This window comes from Staphylococcus gallinarum (assembly GCF_029774255.1).
Lineage (GTDB): Bacteria > Bacillota > Bacilli > Staphylococcales > Staphylococcaceae > Staphylococcus > Staphylococcus gallinarum.
In genome coordinates, this window is the sequence record NZ_CP069082.1 from 707,819 (window position 1) to 725,193 (window position 17,375).

A 17,375-nucleotide genomic window follows, 5' to 3' on the forward strand; every position below is an offset into this window, starting at 1 on the left:
AATATACTGAATTATATAACAAGTATGATAATTAAAAATGCAACTATGAAATATGATTTGATTTTAGGGGTAATTGTGCAATATTGCATATATTAATGAAAAATTATAATAAAACAAAGGAGTAGTGAACTATGCGAAAAATCGAAGCTAAAAAAGGTTTAGATATAGAGTGTAAAGGATGGGAACAAGAAGCCGTATTACGAATGTTGTATAACAACTTAGATCCTGAAGTAGCGGAGCGACCAGAAGATTTAGTTGTTTATGGTGGTATTGGTAAAGCTGCTAGAAACTGGGAAGCATTTGAAGCTATTGAAAATACTTTACGTGATTTAGAAGCTGATGAGACTATGTTAGTTCAATCAGGTAAACCTGTTGCTGTATTTAAAACACATGAAGAAGCACCTCGCGTATTATTATCAAATTCAGTATTAGTTCCAGAATGGGCTAATTGGGATCACTTTAATGAATTAGATAAAAAAGGCTTGATGATGTATGGGCAAATGACAGCAGGTAGCTGGATTTACATTGGTTCACAAGGTATTGTTCAAGGAACATATGAGACATTTGGTGAATTAGCTAATCAACATTTTGATGGTAAATTGACTGGCACAGTTACATTAACGGCTGGATTAGGCGGTATGGGTGGTGCGCAACCACTTGCTGTTACGATGAATGGTGGAGTCGTAATTGGCGTAGATGTAGATGAAACGCGAATTGATAAACGTATTGAAACACGTTATTGCGACGTAAAAACACATAGCTTAGATGAAGCTTTAGAATTAGCAGCTGAAGCACGCGATGCAGGTAAACCACTTTCAATTGGCCTAGTGGGTAATGCAGTTGATACGCATAAAGCAATTTTAGATAAAGGCTTTAAAATTGATATCATTACTGACCAAACAAGTGCACATGATCCTTTAAATGGATATGTACCACAAGGTTACTCTTTAGAAGAGGCAAAGGCATTAAGAGAAAAAGATCCTAAAGAATATGTAGAAAAATCTGAAGCTTCAATGAAAGAACACGTATCATTAATGTTAGCTTTCCAACAAAAAGGTGCAGTTGCGTTTGATTATGGTAATAATATTCGCCAAGTTGCATATAATAATGGCTTGGAAAATGCATTTGATTTCCCTGGATTCGTACCAGCATATATTAGACCGCTATTCTGTGAAGGTAAAGGACCATTCCGTTTTGCGGCATTAAGTGGTGATCCAAAAGACATTGAACGTGCAGATGAAGAAATGAGAAAATTATTCCCAGATAACGAAAAGTTAATTAGATGGTTAGATTTGGCAGAGGAAAAAATTGCGTTCCAAGGTTTACCATCAAGAATTGCTTGGTTAGGATATGAAGAAAGAGCGAAGATGGGCTTAGCATTAAATAGACTTGTTCGTGAAGGTGAAATTTCAGCACCAATCGTTATTGGTCGTGACCATTTAGATTCTGGTTCAGTTGCGAGTCCAAACCGTGAAACAGAAGGGATGCAAGATGGTTCAGATGCTGTAGGTGACTGGGCAGTATTAAATGCCTTAATCAATACAGCAGCTGGTGGTTCTTGGATTTCATTCCACCATGGTGGTGGTGTAGGTATGGGTTACTCTTTACATGCTGGTATGGTAGTTGTAGCAGATGGTTCAGAACGAGCTGATAAACGATTAGGACGTGTATTAACTACAGATCCGGGTATGGGAGTAGTGAGACATGCTGATGCAGGTTATCAATCAGCGATTGATGTTGCAAATGAAAAAGGCATCAAAATTCCAATGATTAATGGTAAAGGAGCGAAATAATGAACGATTTAATTATCCAAAACATAAAACAGTTAATTTTACCGAAATCTACGGATAGACCTTTAAAAGGAGCAGAATTAAATGAATTAGAAATCATTGAAAATGGTACAGTCGTTATCAATGATGGAAAGGTCGTTTATTCTGGTTCACATACAGATGAATATGAAGCTAATGAAACAATAGATGCCGCTGGTAAAGTAGTATCACCAGCATTAGTAGAAGCACATACGCATTTAGTTCACGGCGGTTCGAGAGAACACGAAATGTCATTAAAACGACAAGGTGTTTCTTATTTAGAAATTTTAGAGCAAGGTGGCGGAATCTTATCAACAGTTGAAGCTACACGCAATGCCACAGAAGATGAATTATTTGAAAAAGCTGAGAAAAATCTATTAACAATGATTCAACATGGTGTGTTAGCTGTCGAAAGTAAAAGTGGTTACGGTTTAGATAAGGAAAATGAATTAAAGCAATTAAAAGTTTCAAATCGACTTGCTGAGAAATATAACTTAGATATGAAACACACATTCCTTGGACCACATGCGGTACCTAAAGATGCTGAATCAAACCAAGCTTTCTTACAAGAAATGATTGACTTATTACCGGAAGTTAAAAGTTATGCAGACTTCGCAGATATATTCTGTGAAACAGGCGTATTTACCGTAGAAGAATCTAAAAAATATATGCAAGCAGCTAAAGAGCAAGGCTTTGCTGTGAAGATTCATGCCGATGAAATAGATCCATTAGGTGGTTTAGAATTAGCAATTGATGAAGGTGCGATTTCTGCAGATCACCTTGTGGCATCTAGTGAAGAAGGCAAAGCTAAATTAAGAGATAGTGATACAGTAGCGGTATTATTACCAGGAACTACTTTCTATTTAGATAAAGAACAATATGCAGATGCGCGCGGTATGATTGATAATAATGGAGCAATTGCAATTGCTACTGATTTTAATCCTGGTAGTTGTGTAACGAATAACTTACAGTTAGTTATGTCTATCGCAGCATTAAAATTAAAATTATCACCAAATGAAATTTGGAATGCTGTTACGGTAAACGCAGCAAAAGCAATTGATGTTGATGCTGGTACAATTAATAAAGGTGATAAAGCAAATATTGTTGTTTGGGATGCACCAAACCATGAATATATTCCGTATCATTATGGCGTAAACCATGCTCAAAAAGTTATTAAAGATGGCAAGGTCATTGTAGATAATTCTTTTGAATTATAATACGTTAAGGCAGCTCAGATATTCATTTCACAATGTTTCAGTTTGTTAGGTTGTCAAACTTGAAAGCATCTTTGAATCATGAATTTTATAATGAAATAAATATGTGAATTAATGGGACGACGAAATCTGTTTGGAAGATAAATAGATTCACGTCCCATTTTTGTTTTTTGAGATTTTTAAAATATTTGATACATCATTAATGTAACGGAAAAAATTACAAATCGGAGTTTATTAAATATTTTGACAATTATGATAATATAGATGCAAGGGGGATAGGAGGTGCGCAACGTATGGAAAAAAATACTTATCTCACACAATGAACGAATAATTTAAAGCATAATGTATTGGTTGGTATACTATTAGCATTGTCATTAATACCTGGTGCAATTGCTTTTTCTTTTATTGCAGGTGTGAGTCCTTCTATTGGATTAATGAGTACAGGTATTATTATGATTGTCATAAGTATTGTCGGCAATCGTTCATTAATGATATCAGCTCCAAGCAGTGGTGTTTCACTGATAGTTGCCCCTTTGGTTTCGGATTCCGGGTTAGTCGGTCTAATTATGGCAACGTTTATCATGGGACTAACTCAAATTATATTTGGTTTATGTCGATTGAATCGTCTTATTGATATCGTACCTCAAGGTGTTGTAATTGGCTTTATGAATGCGTTAGGTATAATATTATTATCATCTCAATTAGAGCATATTTTTCCATCTACAATAACAACATATGGTATCGTAGTTGTTTCGTTTGTGATGATTTGGGGGTTACCCAAAATTACAAATCAAATTCCATCCCCTTTGATAACGATAGTGGTAATGTCTATCGTTACTTGGCTATTCCAATTAAATAGTGAATTAGTGAAAGATATCTCTATGGTTCAACTCGATTTCAATTTATTTATTATGTTTGATCATATAATGAATCGCCAATTATGGTTGACTGCATTGGTTTATGGTATTGCGATGGCTATAGTTGCAACAATTCAAAACGCACTTACCGAGCAAGTGTTAGATCAACTTACGAAAGTTGAAAGTGATGTAAGCAAGGAATCTATAGGTCAAGGGATTGCTAATATTATCACGAGTTTCTTAGGTGGATATGGTGGAAGTGCACTTGTAGGTCAATCGCGATTCAATGTTGCTATGGGTGGCACTTCTAGAGTATCTTCATTAATTACTGGAAGCTTTTTATTGCTCAGTATCTATCTGTTTGGTTCTTTATTGATTCAAATCCCTATGGCAGTCTTAGCAACTGTACTGATAACTATTGCATTTAGCACATTTGATAGAAGAACGATTGCATATATAAAGCAAGCGCCAGTGGTGCATGTAAGCACAGTTTGCTTAACAATATGTATTATTTTAGTTACGAACAATTTAGCAATGGGAGTAATTGTAGTAACGCTTTGTTACTATTTAATAAAGAATTTAATAAATAAAGAAGGGACGTGACATAACATGCCACAATATGAAGATTATATAAATTGGAGAAGAACGTTTCATCAGTATCCTGAATTATCAGAGTATGAATATGAAACGACGAAAAGGTTGCGTCGTATATTAGAATCATATGATATAACAATTTTAGATTTACCATTAGAAACGGGTTTAGTCGCGGAAATCGGTCAAGGAGATTCATTTGTAGCAGTTAGAACAGACATTGATGCTTTACCAATTAATGAACAAGTAGAAAATGAATTTGCTTCTACAAATGAAGGCGTAATGCATGCATGTGGTCATGATATACATATGGCAAGTATCTTGGCCGTAGCAACACGTTTGAAGGAAGTAGAGTCAGATTTAAATGGAAGAGTAAGGTTTATTTTCCAACCAGCAGAAGAATTAGGTTATGGAGCGTTTTACATTACAGATACCAAAGCGATTGATGGTGCTAAAGCAGTGTTAGGTTATCATAACTACCCTACATTAGATATTGGCGAGTTTGCAGTGAAATCTGGTGTCATCACATCATCAGTGGATCGTTTTGAATATAAGATAAAGGGAACAGGTGCGCATGCAGCAAAGCCTGAGCAAGGAAATGATCCAGTCATTGTATTAGGTCAATTGATAAACAGTGTGCAATCTATTGTCAGTCGTAATATGTCAGCATTTGATAATGCTGTCGTAACAATTGGTGAGGTTTCAAGCGGTAATACTTGGAATGTTATTGCTGATCATGCGTATGTACAAGGTACGGTAAGAAGCTTTGACGAAGATAAAAGAAATGAAATTGAACAACGATTAAAAGCAATTGGCGATGGATTAGCCAAAGCCTTTAATGTTGAAATAGAAACAATCTACCACCGTCTCCCTGGTGCTGTCGTTAATGATGAAAAATTGACAAATGACGCCATTACCGTTGCAAAAGAAGTAGGTTACAACGTAAGTATTATGGACGAACCGTTAACAATTGGCGAGGATTTTTCTGGATTCTCTCAACAATACCCAAGCGTATTTGTCTTTATTGGCTCAAACAGTGAATATGATTTACATCATCCGAAGTATGATCCGGATGAGCGTATTTTAGAAAAGGTACCAGATTATTTTGTTACTTTTGTACAAAAGCTATTAAATGAAGTTTAATTATAATTAGTGCTATTTTGTATTAATCAGAAACATATTGGGTATTGAATATATAAGTAAAATGTATTAAGGAGTGTTTACTTATGTCTGCTCAAGATCCTAGAAAGAAATTTTCAAACAAAGATTTTCCAAAGCAAGAACAACCTGTTCCTGGACTACAACAACAATTAGACCCTCAACCAGATTGTGGAGAATCATCATATACAGGCCATCATAGATTAGAAGGTTATAAAATGTTAGTAACTGGTGGTGATTCTGCAATAGGTCGTGCTGCTGCAATTGCGTATGCAAAAGAAGGTGCGGATGTTGCAATTAATTACCTCCCTGATGAACAAGTCGATGCTGAAGAAGTGAAACAGGTAATTGAAGCTGCTGGCAGTAAAGCAGTGCTTATACCGGGTGATATTCGAAATGAACAATTTAACTATGACTTGGTTGCACAGGCACATCAAGAATTAGGTGGACTGGACAATGTGACGTTAGTCGCTGGTCATCAGCAATATCGAGAAAGTATCAAAGGCTTTGATACAGCTTCCTTTACAGAAACCTTTGAAACGAATGTTTATCCTATATTTTGGACAGTACAAAAGGCGATAGATTATTTAAAACCCGGAGCAACGATTACATTGACATCTTCTGTTCAAGGTTATAATCCAAGTCCAATATTGCATGATTATGCTGCAACCAAAGCGGCAATCATTTCATTGACCAAAAGTTTATCTGAAGAATTAGGTGAACAAGGTATACGTGTTAATTGTGTTGCCCCTGGTCCATTCTGGTCACCGTTACAAATCTCAGGAGGACAACCTCAATCGAAGATACCGACCTTTGGTCAAAAGTCAGTACTAGGACGTGCAGGTCAACCTGTTGAGTTGGCAGGTGTATATGTCCATCTCGCAGCTGAAGAATCTAGCTATACAACTGGTCAAGTGTATGGTGTTACAGGCGGAACCCAAATAGATTAAACAACAAAAAGTTAGAAAATCTGGAAGTTGATTTTCTAACTTTTTATTTATGAGGAGTAGAACAAATGAAAAAATTCGAAGCAGCAAAGTTAACAAAGCAACAAAACTATAAGTTATTGAGTGGTAGTGTTATCCCAAGACCCATTGCATTTGTAACATCACAAGATGAGAAAGGCATGCTCAATGCAGCCCCTTTTAGTTTCTTTAATGTGGTCAATAGTGCGCCACCGATGATTATGCTATCAACAACTCGAACTGCAGGCAAAAGGAAGGATACTTCCTTAAATATCGAAGCAACTGAAGCATTTGTTGTGCATATAACAGATGAAGATACTGTAGAACAAATTAATCGTACAGCAGCTCCAATTGCAAGGTCATTGAATGAATTAGAACGAACAGACTTAACATGCGTTGATTCTGATGTCGTATCTGTACCTGGGATTGAACAAGCTAAGATACGCTTAGAGTGTAAATTAGATAGAATTATTCCCTTAGGTGATAAACAAGAGGGATCTGATTTAATTATTGGAGAAGTAGTGATGTTTCATATTGATGATACAGTTTATATAGAACCGCATAAGATTGATTCTAAAGCATTAGGAGCTGTGAGTCGTTTAGCTGGAAATAATTATGCGAATCTTGGACAATCATTCATCATTGAACGTCCAACAGAATAGTAATGCACATGTTAAATCATCAAACTCTGTACTCGTTTATTAAAGGAATAAGTTTGACAAAGTTCAGATTAAATATTAATATTTAGCAGTATTTGACGTTAACATTCAAGAATTCTTGTAGTAAAAAAATAAAACATACTTATCAAGAGAAGTGGAGGGACTGGCCCTATGATACTTCGGCAACATGTAAAAGCGTGTGCCAAATCCAGTAGCAACTATTGCTAGAAGATAAGGAGCTTAAATTAACTCTTTTCTTCAAATGAATGAAAAGAGTTTTTAATTTTTATAAGATATTAAACCGTTAAATCATAATTGATATCAAAGGAAGTAGGTTGAATATGAAAGAGCAGTATAAAGGCAATGCATGGGCATTGATTCCTTTAATCGTCTTTGTGGCGATGTTTCTAGGTGTTGGTATAGCAACGGGTGATTTTACGACAATGCCATTAAACGTTGCAATTATTGTGGCCTCTATCATTGGCTTGTTATTAAATAGAAAAGAATCGTTTCAACAGAAAGTTGAAATATTCACGAAAGGTGCAGGACACTCTAACATTGTGTTAATGATGTTGATTTTCCTATTGGCTGGTGCCTTTTCACAAACAACGGAAGATATGGGTGGTGTAAAATCCACTGTTAATTTAGGTTTATCAATTATTCCAGAAAATTTAATCATAGTAGGCTTATTTATTATTTGTATGTTTGTGTCTGTTTCTATGGGGACATCTGTAGGAACAGTTGCTGCAATCGCACCTGTAGGCTTCGGATTGAGTCAAGCAACAGATGTATCAGCTGCGATTACAATGGCTACAGTTGTAGGTGGTGCGATGTTTGGTGATAATCTATCGATGATTTCTGATACGACAATTGCCGCAGTACGCACACAAAAGACAAAAATGAGTGACAAATTTAAAGTAAATATAAAAATAGTACTTCCTGGGGCAATACTGACTATTATTGCACTATGGTTTTTAACAAATGGTGCACATATCGATGCGACTAAAAATTATGATTATAATATAATTAAAGTTATACCATATTTATTGGTACTTATACTGGCATTAGTAGGAATTAATGTAATCATTGTCTTAATTGGTGGTACTTTACTATCTGCGATTATAGGATTGGTTGATCATTCATTTGGCTGGAAAGGGCTATTAAGTTCAATATCAAAAGGTATTGTCGGCATGGAAGATATTGCAATTATTGCATTGTTAATTGGTGGTTTAGTTGCGTTGATTCAACATAATGGAGGCATTACGTGGTTATTAAATTTTGTGCGTAATAGAGTTAAATCGAAACGTGGAGCAGAACTGGGTATTGCCGGATTGGTAAGTGCTGCAGATATTGCTACTGCGAATAATACGATTTCTATACTTATGGCCGGTCCGTTAGCTAAAGACATCGCTGATGAATACGATGTCGATCCTCGAAAGTCGGCAAGTATTTTAGATATGTTTGCTAGTTGTTTCCAAGGGCTTTTACCATATAGTCCACAAGTTATAGCAGCTGCTGGTGTTGCATCCATATCACCATTTGATTTAGTTCCATACGCTATTTATCCTGCGTTATTAGGTGTCTGTGGTTTAGTAGCAATTTTCTTTAGATTACCGAGATTAGATAAGAAAAAGCGTAAAGCATAGCTAGATTGTTAGATTCACATGCTAATGTTTAATTGTATATTTTAAATTAATGTATAATAAACAATAACGTTATTTACTAACTTTAAATTCTGTAAATAGATGTAATGAAAATAAAAATACTAAGTAAGTGTAATAAATATTTAGATTTATATTTGTTTAACTTAATCGAAATAAAAGGATTATTGTTTAGAACTTACCTAGAATGAGTTAAAATATACTTAAGAGTGAAAGTAGGTGAACAATCGTGGCAAGATATAATATTGAAAATGAAAATGTTGAGATACAACTTGAACGATTATTTAAAGTCGAGCCTGAATTATTATATCAAGCGTGGACAGATCAACGTTTTTTAAAGCAATGGTTTATGACATCTGAGCGAACGAATAAAACAATACAGGTTGATGCGAATCAGAATGGAACGTATAAAATTGTCGACGTTAGAAAAGGTAAGGAAAATATAGTCCAAGGAAGCTTTATCACATTAACACCTTACGAATATATTGTAATGACAATAGGCATGCCTGAACTGAGTGATTCTGAAGATACTATAGAAGTAGAAATATTTGAACGCGAACCAGGCATCACACAAATGGTATTTACGTATAATGCTGTAGTACCAAGAGAAAGAAGATTTACAACATTAGAATATAAACAAAAGAAAAAAGAGTATCATGATTCTACTGCCCATGGCTTTGAAATGTTATTTGATAAGTTACAAATCGCATTAGAAGATTTTGAAGCAGAAATGTAATTAATCTTAGTAGGTTACAGTGCTTTATTAAAATATATAGGAGAGTCATTACTCATTTTCTAAATAAGATGTCTAGAGATTTAAAACTCTGACTAATAAATTAAGGTGATTTCTATTGCAATAATAATAGAAATCACCTTTTTTATTTGAAAGGAAAAAAGCATATCATGATAAAAATATAAACAACCGAATAGTTATTAGTAATATATGCGAGATTGTGTGCGAGACTCCTAAGGGAACAGGACAAGCTGAAGACTACAGGCTGAAGCTGTCCCCTAGGAAAGGGAGCAAAGTAAAAAGAAGAATGATAAACAGCATGAATGATAAAATGAAAAATAGTAAAAAAAGCATATCATGATTTAAATATAAACAACCAAATAGTTATTAGTAATATATGCGAGATTGTGTGCGAGACTCCTAAGGGAACAGGACAAGCTGAAGACTACAGGCTGAAGCTGTCCCCTAGGAAAGCGAGCAAAACAATCTTTTAAAAAAATTCCAACCCGAAAGACGCATTCAACCTTGGGTTGGCATGCCATTTTTAGATTAGCTTAAATCTGAATCTGTAATTCACCATTTTCAATTCTCTCATTATATTTACGTAATAATGTCTCGAAAAAGATATGATAACTAATAAAACTAGAATAATCAGTGCCATCTTGAAGGAAAAAAGTATTACTAGACACGTAAATATTATAATTTGCCTTTTGAGCTAACGAGTTATCTTTTAAATTTGTAATAGAAATAAAGTAATGATGACGCAAACGTAGCAAATTCGTAATACCTTCTAACTGTTTAGATTCTCCAGATAATGAAATAATAAAGAACAAGTCTTTCGACGTTGTTTTATTTAAAATCATCTTGAATTCATGGGGATCATGCAAAACAATAATATTCTTATGCACTGTAAGTAAGATACGCTGCGCTTCTTGTGCGACATTCATTTGGGCTAATCCAGTACCATAGAGATAGATAGTATCAGCTTGATTTATTTTATTAGTTACGAGTTTAAAATCAATGCGATCTAAATAATTAAAGGTATTTGTAATTTCTTGTTTGAAATTGTCAATAGAGTCTGTCGTTAATGCATGAGTTTGTTCACTTTCGAATTTTAAGTAAGACTTAAAGTCACTATACCCATCAAAGCCTAATTTTCTAGCAAAACGATGTATCGTCGCATTGGAAGCATGTGTTGCTTGCGCTAATTCTTGAATCTTCATTGATTTACATGCTTCGATATGAGTATTAATATATTGTGCGATATGTAGATCATTGTCATTCAACTTATTAAAGTTGCTATTTATACGTTCATCTAAAAAAATAGTATCACCCCATTTTTTGAAAATATTTTCGTGTTATGAAAATATAATCTGATTATATAAAATTATTCGATTTATCGTCAAACTATTGTTTATATGTAAGCGGTTACTATATGATGTAAGAAAGTTAAATATTGAAAGGTATGCAAGTCAAGATAAAAAGTAACAATAGATTTTATTTTGACGGTAGGAGGGATGTAAATGAATGCAATAAAACGATTTGGTAGTGCTATGATTGTGCCTGTATTGATGTTTGCATTTTTTGGTATAGTCTTAGGTTTTGCTACTTTATTTAAAAATCCGGCTATTATGGGAAGTATTGCTAAGGATGGAACAACATGGTTTAAAATTTGGTCCGTAATTGAAGCGGGTGGTTGGACTATTTTCAATCACATGGAAATTGTTTTTGTAGTAGGTTTGCCACTCTCTTTAGCTAAAAAAGCACCTGGGCATGCAGCACTTGCAGCATTAATGGGTTATTTAATGTTTAATACATTTATAAATGCAATTTTAACGCAATGGCCACATACATTTGGTGCCAACTTAGAAAAAGGTGTTGAAAATGTTACTGGTCTAAAAGCTATTGCAGGTATTGAAACATTAGATACAAATATTCTAGGTGGTATTATCATTTCAAGTATTATTACCTGGATACATAATAGATATTACAGTAAGAGGCTACCAGAAATGCTAGGTGTGTTCCAAGGATTGACTTTTGTTGTTACAATATCATTCTTTGTTATGTTACCTGTAGCATTAATCACTTGTATTGTATGGCCAACAGTTCAAAATGGTATTTCATCATTACAAGGATTTATTATTGGTTCAGGATATATAGGCGTATGGCTCTACCATTTCTTAGAAAGAGTATTAATTCCTACTGGGTTACACCACTTTATTTATGCACCTATCGAAGTAGGTCCAGTCGTAGTGAATCATGGATTGAAAGCAGAATGGTTTGAACATGTAAATGACTTTGCTAGAAGCTCGAAACCATTAAAAGAACAATTCCCATATGGATTTATGCTTCAAGGGAATGGTAAGGTCTTTGGTGCAATTGGTATTGCGTTAGCAATGTATTCAACGACACCTAAAGAAAATAAGAAAAAGATTGCAGCATTGTTAATTCCAGCAACATTAACTGCTGTAGTTGTAGGTATTACTGAACCATTAGAATTTACGTTCTTATTTATTGCACCATACTTATTTGTACTACATGCTATTTTATCTGCAACTATGGATACTTTAATGTATGGATTTGGTTTAGTTGGTAACTTTGGTGGAGGTTTGATTGATTTCTTTGCAACAAACTGGATTCCACTTGCACAAAATCATTGGTTAACTTATGTTATTCAAATTATTATTGGGCTTGCGTTTACTGGTATTTACTTCGTCCTATTCAGATTTTTAATTTTGAAATTCGATATACCTTTACCAGGTCGTAAAAAAGAGTCTGATGACATTAAATTGTATAGCAAGAAAGATTATAAGAGTAAAAATGAAGATAAAGGCTCACAACCTGTTGCAGGAAACGAATATGAAGAAAAAGCGTTGTATTACTTAGAAGGTTTAGGTGGTAAAGAAAATATTAAAGACGTAACGAACTGTACAACACGTCTAAGATTAACAGTTGAAGATATAGATAAAGTCGAAGATAGTGATTACTTTACACATAATCAAATGGCACATGGATTAGTGAAAAGTGGGAAAAACGTACAAGTTGTTGTTGGAATGTCAGTACCTCAAGTACGTGAAGCATTCGAAAATATTGTGAATAATTAATTTGAGCAAATAGATAAATCATAGTATAGCGCTATAGAACAGAAAGAGCGATGATAGTTAGCAAGAACTAATAACTATCATCGCTCTTTGTATGTTGAAACAAAGCATAGAGAACACACGAGAGTAGCACTGACTAGGTCGCACATATCCAAATTTATTTATAACGATATTCAACTTAGTTATAAATAATGTTCTAAAATTTAAAAATCCTCTCTATCAAATTTAGAGAGGTAAGTAATAAAGATTTAGTTTTAACAATCAATTTAAGATATACGTGCTTTATGGACAACACGCTGCTGTGCTACAGCACATAAAATATCTATATTATGAGTTGCGATTTTATTAATTAATCTTGAAAAGACTGCTGCAGAACAATTTACATTAACTTTATTTTTGTTAAAAGTGTATGAGATGTCTTCGGTATTATTTATCATATTAATAATGTCGATAATTTTATCTTTAATAAAAGCATCACGTAACCCATCTATTGTTAACACGAAACGCTTTGAAGATAATAATAAACGATCAGAATCAATTAATTTATCTGAGTATGAAGATTCTAAAATTTGATATATATCAAAATTATGGAAGCTTAAAAAGCTAATCACATAAGGCAATTGTTGTTTTGGTAAGTTAATCTTTAAAGCATATAGATGCTTTTCCTTATAAATTGAAAACTTGAATGAATTACAAAACTTTATTTGTTTACAAACTTTGGCTAAATCTTTTCGTGTCTTACGTTTATTAAGTCCACCAATATTCAACACAAATGTTTCTGTTTTATCTAAAAACATATAATACCTCCACATCTATATAAAAATGAACCTGAATATAATACATAATATTCAATTGTAGTTTAATTTTCACCAGTTTTAATTTCTATTAAATTGTACCACTCTTTTTTGTTATATTCACTAGGTCTTAAGAACGAAGTTCAATAAAAGTTGATTACAAGGGTGTTAAGCACTATTAACAAATATTAGAATATTTCGAAAATTATATTGTTCAGACTATGAAAGTATGATACATTTTTCTTTATTACTACATAGAGGAAGTGTTCAAAATGTTATCAAAGGTAAGTAGATTCGCGACAAACACATTCTTAGTATGGATGTTGATTGCAGCTATTATTGGGTTCATATTCCCAAATCAACTTGCTACAATAAGCGGCTTTGTCCCATATCTATTGGGTATTGTAATGCTAGGTATGGGTTTAACTATAGATCCGAAAGATTTTAAAATTGTCTTTCAACAACCAAGATCGGTTATTATTGGTGTGATTTTGCAGTTTACAATCATGCCAACGACTGCGTTTCTCATTGCTAAATTATTTAATTTACCTGCAGAAGTAGCAATTGGAGTTATATTAGTAGGTTGTTGTCCAGGTGGCACATCTAGTAACGTAATGAGTTATTTAGCGAATGCCAATGTCGCATTATCGGTAGCTATTACAAGTGTATCGACAATTCTTGCTCCGATTATGACACCAGCTTTAATTTATCTATTCGCACATCAATGGTTACAAGTATCATTTATGAGTATGTTTTGGTCGGTAATTCAAGTTATCTTAATTCCAATAATTATTGGTTTTGTGTTGCAAAAGCTATTCAAAAACTTTGCTGCCAAGACGTCAACTGCACTTCCAATTGTTTCGGTTGTAGCCATTTCATTGATTTTGGCATCGGTTGTTGGAGGTAGTAAGTCACAAATTTTACAAACAGGTCTGTTAATATTTGCAGTTGTTATTCTACATAACGTTGTAGGTTATACTTTGGGCTATACTTTAGCTAAAGTATTTAAACTTGAACGTGCAGATAAAAAGGCCGTGTCGATTGAAGTAGGGATGCAAAATTCAGGTTTAGCAGTTTCCTTAGCTACGGTTCATTTTAGCCCATTAGCAGCTGTGCCTGGTGCAGTCTTTAGTTTAGTACACAATATTACTGGTCCAATATTGGCGAAATATTGGCATAAACGATAATAAAAATATGAGTGCTCGAGCCTATTACTCCAACTTAAATTGCTGGGTAATAGGCTTTTTTAGATAGGTATAACCATGTATGCATATATTATGATGTTGTTGTAATTTGTTGCGAAATGGTTTGAGCGCGTTTTTTAGATAAATATGCTAAGATAGCAGTAATTTCATTGAAAGAATCAGCAGCAGACTTGAGTGATTAAAATAACATAATGAAAGTTAAATAGGAGGTATGTGTGATGTATAGAGCAGTCGTATTTGATTTCGATGGTACAATCATTGACACTGAGCAACATCTGTTTCAAATTATTAATAATCATTTAACAGGTAATGGTTTAGATCCTATTTCTGTGGACTATTATCGTCAATCGATTGGTGGCGCCGCTACAGAATTACATAACTATTTAGAAGCGCAACTTGGACTTGAAAAAAAGTCAGCCATATATCAAGAACATAACGAAACAAGTGTGAATTTGCCAATCAATAAAGAGGTAGAAGCGTTGATGAAATATTGTAAACAGCGTCATATACCAATGGCAATTGCTACAAGTAGTTATAGAAAGGATATTGAACCTACCTTTAAACGTTTAGGATTAGAGCAATATATGGACATTATTGTTGGACGTGAAGATGTCGACGAAGTAAAGCCTAATCCAGAATTGTATTTAACAGCGGTTCAACAATTAAATTATAATCCAGTTAATTGTTTAGCAATAGAGGATTCGGTTAATGGTGCGACAGCGGCAATTAATGCGGGTTTAGACGTTATAATTAATACTAATCGTATGACTGAACTTCAGCCGTTTCAAACTCTTAATTTTACTGCTAAAGATGTTACAGCAAATGAAATTATTGAACACTATTTTGAACAGCGTGGGAGTAAATAATAATGAATGCATATTTACTATTATTTTTCTTAGGAGGGCCACTTGTATTAGCAATTGGCAACTTAATATTAGGTCCGATATTCAATCGTAAGATCCCATTTGCCATTCATTTACGTTCGTTTATCATAGCAACATTGCTTTATTTAATTGGGGCAACTATCTTATATTTTTTACTATTACAAGATAAGCTTTAATAAAAAAGATGTTTATAGTTTAAGTCTAGCTAGTGACTCATACTGTAAACATCTTTTTGTTATATTATTTAGTAAATTGGAATATTAAAGTAACTATCACTAACACGAGTAAGATAGCATCTATACCGACCATAATTGCAAAGCGTGGATTCTTTTCACCATTAGCTTTACTTTTTTTAACAGCTTTTAAATTTGGAATTAAACTGACGATTAATAATATTAATATGATGATTCCTAAGACAAGACTCACTTTTTATCACTGCTCGCTTTCTTTTTTTCAATATATTCCCAAAGATATCCTGCAAGAACACCAATGATAATACCTATAATAATACCAACTTTTATGGCTGAAAATAAGGCGCTTACTAAAATAGCAATTAATAAAGTAATCGGTATCGTAATGCCGAATTTATATTTTCGTTCTGGAGAATTAACAATTGAAAATAATACAAAATATAGTACACCAAATACGACTGCAGCCAAAAGCGATTTTAAAAATACTGACATAAATGCGTGATGTGAACCACTAAAATAATTTAACAGAAAAAATAAAATGCCGAAAACGACTGCATAACTAAGCGTTCGTTTAATTGAGTTTGAAGCCATAATGTACTCCTTTTTATTTGAAAGATTACAAAAAGTATAGCATATATTATGGTTGAATAAGAACTCATGACAATTTAACGATTAATTGTCGAATTGATGATGATCATTTAGATAAGCATAGAACAATCCAATGATTAAACCGCCTCCAATGTAGTTGCCTATCGCAGCGCATACTACATTAACTATAACTGGAATCGTTTCTATTATTGAACTCTGATAGATAAAGCCTGCAGCAAATAGTACAGAATTATATACGACATGTTCGTATCCCATAAAGGCAAATATCGAAACACCAAACATCATTACAAACATTTTTGCTAAGACGTCATCTATTTGCATTGCAATAACTAAAGAGATATTGATAAAGAAATTGGCAAAGATCCCCTTGATCAATATTGCAAACCAACTTGCTGTTAGTGTCTTGTGTTCAATTATTGCATCGAGATGTATCATCATATCAGGTGTCATGACATCAGAAGCACGCATCAGTAAGAAGAGGATGAGGCCTCCAACCGTGTTACCAATAAAACATAAGGTGAATATTTTAAATACACGGGTGGGGGCAATGACTCTGTAATATAAACCAACTGTGAAATACATAAAGTTACTCGTTAATAACTCAGAATTTGTAAAAAGAATAAGTACGAGCGCAAAACTAAATGCAGTTGACGCGATTAGATTAGAAATACTAGGTGACATTTCAGTTCCAAAGTTGGCTTTCAGTGATAATACAAAAACAATAATTGTACCTAAGATAAAACCTGCCATAATCGCACGTAACAAATAGCGTTTGAAATAAAAACTTTGAAGTATATCTTTGGTTTTAATTGTTTCTACGACATGGTTCACCCAAACTTTCCCATAAAAAACTTTATCCCATTGCACATTTTTTCCGTTCAAGGTTGTGTCCTCACTTTCATTTGATTTAAAGCTAGTATACTATGTCTCTACACATTTGTGAAA

The 17,375-nt window shown here is 33.7% G+C and carries 17 protein-coding genes and 1 riboswitch; of the genes, 12 read left to right on the forward strand and 5 right to left on the reverse strand.

The window, feature by feature from the left end; translation table 11 throughout:
- The first annotated feature begins 131 nt into the window (after positions 1–131).
- The 8 genes from hutU to JN168_RS03030 all read left to right on the forward strand — a co-directional run bounded on the left by hutU (position 132) and on the right by JN168_RS03030 (position 9,649).
- Positions 132–1,793, forward strand: a complete 1,662-nt coding sequence (hutU, locus tag JN168_RS02995; protein WP_107642006.1) for a urocanate hydratase — start codon at positions 132–134, stop codon at positions 1,791–1,793.
- Positions 1,793–3,025 (forward strand): imidazolonepropionase, encoded by a 1,233-nt coding sequence (gene hutI, locus JN168_RS03000; RefSeq protein WP_279526170.1) that lies wholly within the window; start codon positions 1,793–1,795, stop codon positions 3,023–3,025. The genes hutU and hutI overlap by 1 nt, the downstream gene beginning before the upstream one ends.
- A 344-nt stretch (positions 3,026–3,369) precedes the next feature.
- The gene (locus JN168_RS03005; protein ID WP_424141395.1) at positions 3,370–4,482 is read left to right on the forward strand and encodes a SulP family inorganic anion transporter; all 1,113 of its coding nucleotides are present in this window, start codon (positions 3,370–3,372) and stop codon (positions 4,480–4,482) included.
- 6 nt (positions 4,483–4,488) lie between these two features.
- Positions 4,489–5,613, forward strand: coding sequence for an amidohydrolase (locus tag JN168_RS03010; RefSeq protein ID WP_042739347.1), 1,125 nt, complete (start codon positions 4,489–4,491; stop codon positions 5,611–5,613).
- 83 nt (positions 5,614–5,696) lie between these two features.
- Positions 5,697–6,578: an SDR family oxidoreductase gene (locus tag JN168_RS03015; RefSeq protein WP_042739348.1), complete on the forward strand. Its 882-nt coding sequence runs from the start codon at positions 5,697–5,699 to the stop codon at positions 6,576–6,578.
- A 65-nt stretch (positions 6,579–6,643) separates the two neighbouring features.
- Positions 6,644–7,255 carry a flavin reductase family protein gene (locus JN168_RS03020; RefSeq protein ID WP_042739349.1) on the forward strand — a complete coding sequence of 204 codons (612 nt, stop codon included), beginning with the start codon at positions 6,644–6,646 and terminating at the stop codon, positions 7,253–7,255.
- Positions 7,256–7,391: 136 nt separating this feature from the next.
- Positions 7,392–7,490: riboswitch (SAM riboswitch) on the forward strand.
- 103 nt (positions 7,491–7,593) lie between these two features.
- Positions 7,594–8,898 carry a Na+/H+ antiporter NhaC family protein gene (locus tag JN168_RS03025; RefSeq protein WP_042739350.1) on the forward strand — a complete coding sequence of 435 codons (1,305 nt, stop codon included), beginning with the start codon at positions 7,594–7,596 and terminating at the stop codon, positions 8,896–8,898.
- Positions 8,899–9,142: 244 nt separating this feature from the next.
- Positions 9,143–9,649, forward strand: a complete 507-nt coding sequence (locus JN168_RS03030) for an SRPBCC family protein (protein ID WP_042739351.1) — start codon at positions 9,143–9,145, stop codon at positions 9,647–9,649.
- Positions 9,650–10,200: 551 nt separating this feature from the next.
- On the opposite strand, the gene JN168_RS03040 is transcribed toward JN168_RS03030, so the two are convergent.
- Positions 10,201–10,971, reverse strand: coding sequence for a MurR/RpiR family transcriptional regulator (locus tag JN168_RS03040; RefSeq protein WP_042739352.1), 771 nt, complete (start codon positions 10,969–10,971; stop codon positions 10,201–10,203).
- Between the two features lie 198 nt (positions 10,972–11,169).
- On the opposite strand from JN168_RS03040, the gene JN168_RS03045 reads away from it, so the two are divergent.
- Entirely contained in the window at positions 11,170–12,750 is a 1,581-nt protein-coding gene (locus tag JN168_RS03045) for an alpha-glucoside-specific PTS transporter subunit IIBC (protein WP_042739353.1), read from the forward strand.
- A gap of 263 nt (positions 12,751–13,013) precedes the next feature.
- On the opposite strand, the gene JN168_RS03050 is transcribed toward JN168_RS03045, so the two are convergent.
- Positions 13,014–13,544, reverse strand: a complete 531-nt coding sequence (locus JN168_RS03050; protein WP_042739354.1) for a hypothetical protein — start codon at positions 13,542–13,544, stop codon at positions 13,014–13,016.
- Between the two features lie 269 nt (positions 13,545–13,813).
- Here JN168_RS03050 and JN168_RS03055 point away from each other — a divergent pair, with 269 nt between their 5' ends.
- From JN168_RS03055 to JN168_RS03065, 3 genes are all read left to right on the forward strand, one after another.
- Positions 13,814–14,728 carry a bile acid:sodium symporter family protein gene (locus JN168_RS03055; RefSeq protein WP_107512350.1) on the forward strand — a complete coding sequence of 305 codons (915 nt, stop codon included), beginning with the start codon at positions 13,814–13,816 and terminating at the stop codon, positions 14,726–14,728.
- 236 nt (positions 14,729–14,964) lie between these two features.
- Entirely contained in the window at positions 14,965–15,612 is a 648-nt protein-coding gene (locus tag JN168_RS03060; protein ID WP_042739356.1) for an HAD family hydrolase, read from the forward strand.
- Between the two features lie 2 nt (positions 15,613–15,614).
- Positions 15,615–15,806: a hypothetical protein gene (locus JN168_RS03065; protein WP_042739357.1), complete on the forward strand. Its 192-nt coding sequence runs from the start codon at positions 15,615–15,617 to the stop codon at positions 15,804–15,806.
- Between the two features lie 64 nt (positions 15,807–15,870).
- Here JN168_RS03065 and JN168_RS03070 read toward each other — a convergent pair whose 3' ends face one another.
- The 3 genes from JN168_RS03070 to JN168_RS03080 form a co-directional block, all read right to left on the reverse strand.
- Complete coding sequence (locus JN168_RS03070) at positions 15,871–16,056, reverse strand: hypothetical protein (RefSeq protein ID WP_042739358.1); 186 nt, start codon at positions 16,054–16,056, stop codon at positions 15,871–15,873.
- Positions 16,053–16,412 carry a hypothetical protein gene (locus JN168_RS03075; protein WP_042739359.1) on the reverse strand — a complete coding sequence of 120 codons (360 nt, stop codon included), beginning with the start codon at positions 16,410–16,412 and terminating at the stop codon, positions 16,053–16,055. The genes JN168_RS03070 and JN168_RS03075 overlap by 4 nt, the downstream gene beginning before the upstream one ends.
- Positions 16,413–16,493: 81 nt before the next feature.
- The gene (locus tag JN168_RS03080; RefSeq protein WP_042739360.1) at positions 16,494–17,312 is read right to left on the reverse strand and encodes a formate/nitrite transporter family protein; all 819 of its coding nucleotides are present in this window, start codon (positions 17,310–17,312) and stop codon (positions 16,494–16,496) included.
- Positions 17,313–17,375 lie beyond the last annotated feature (63 nt).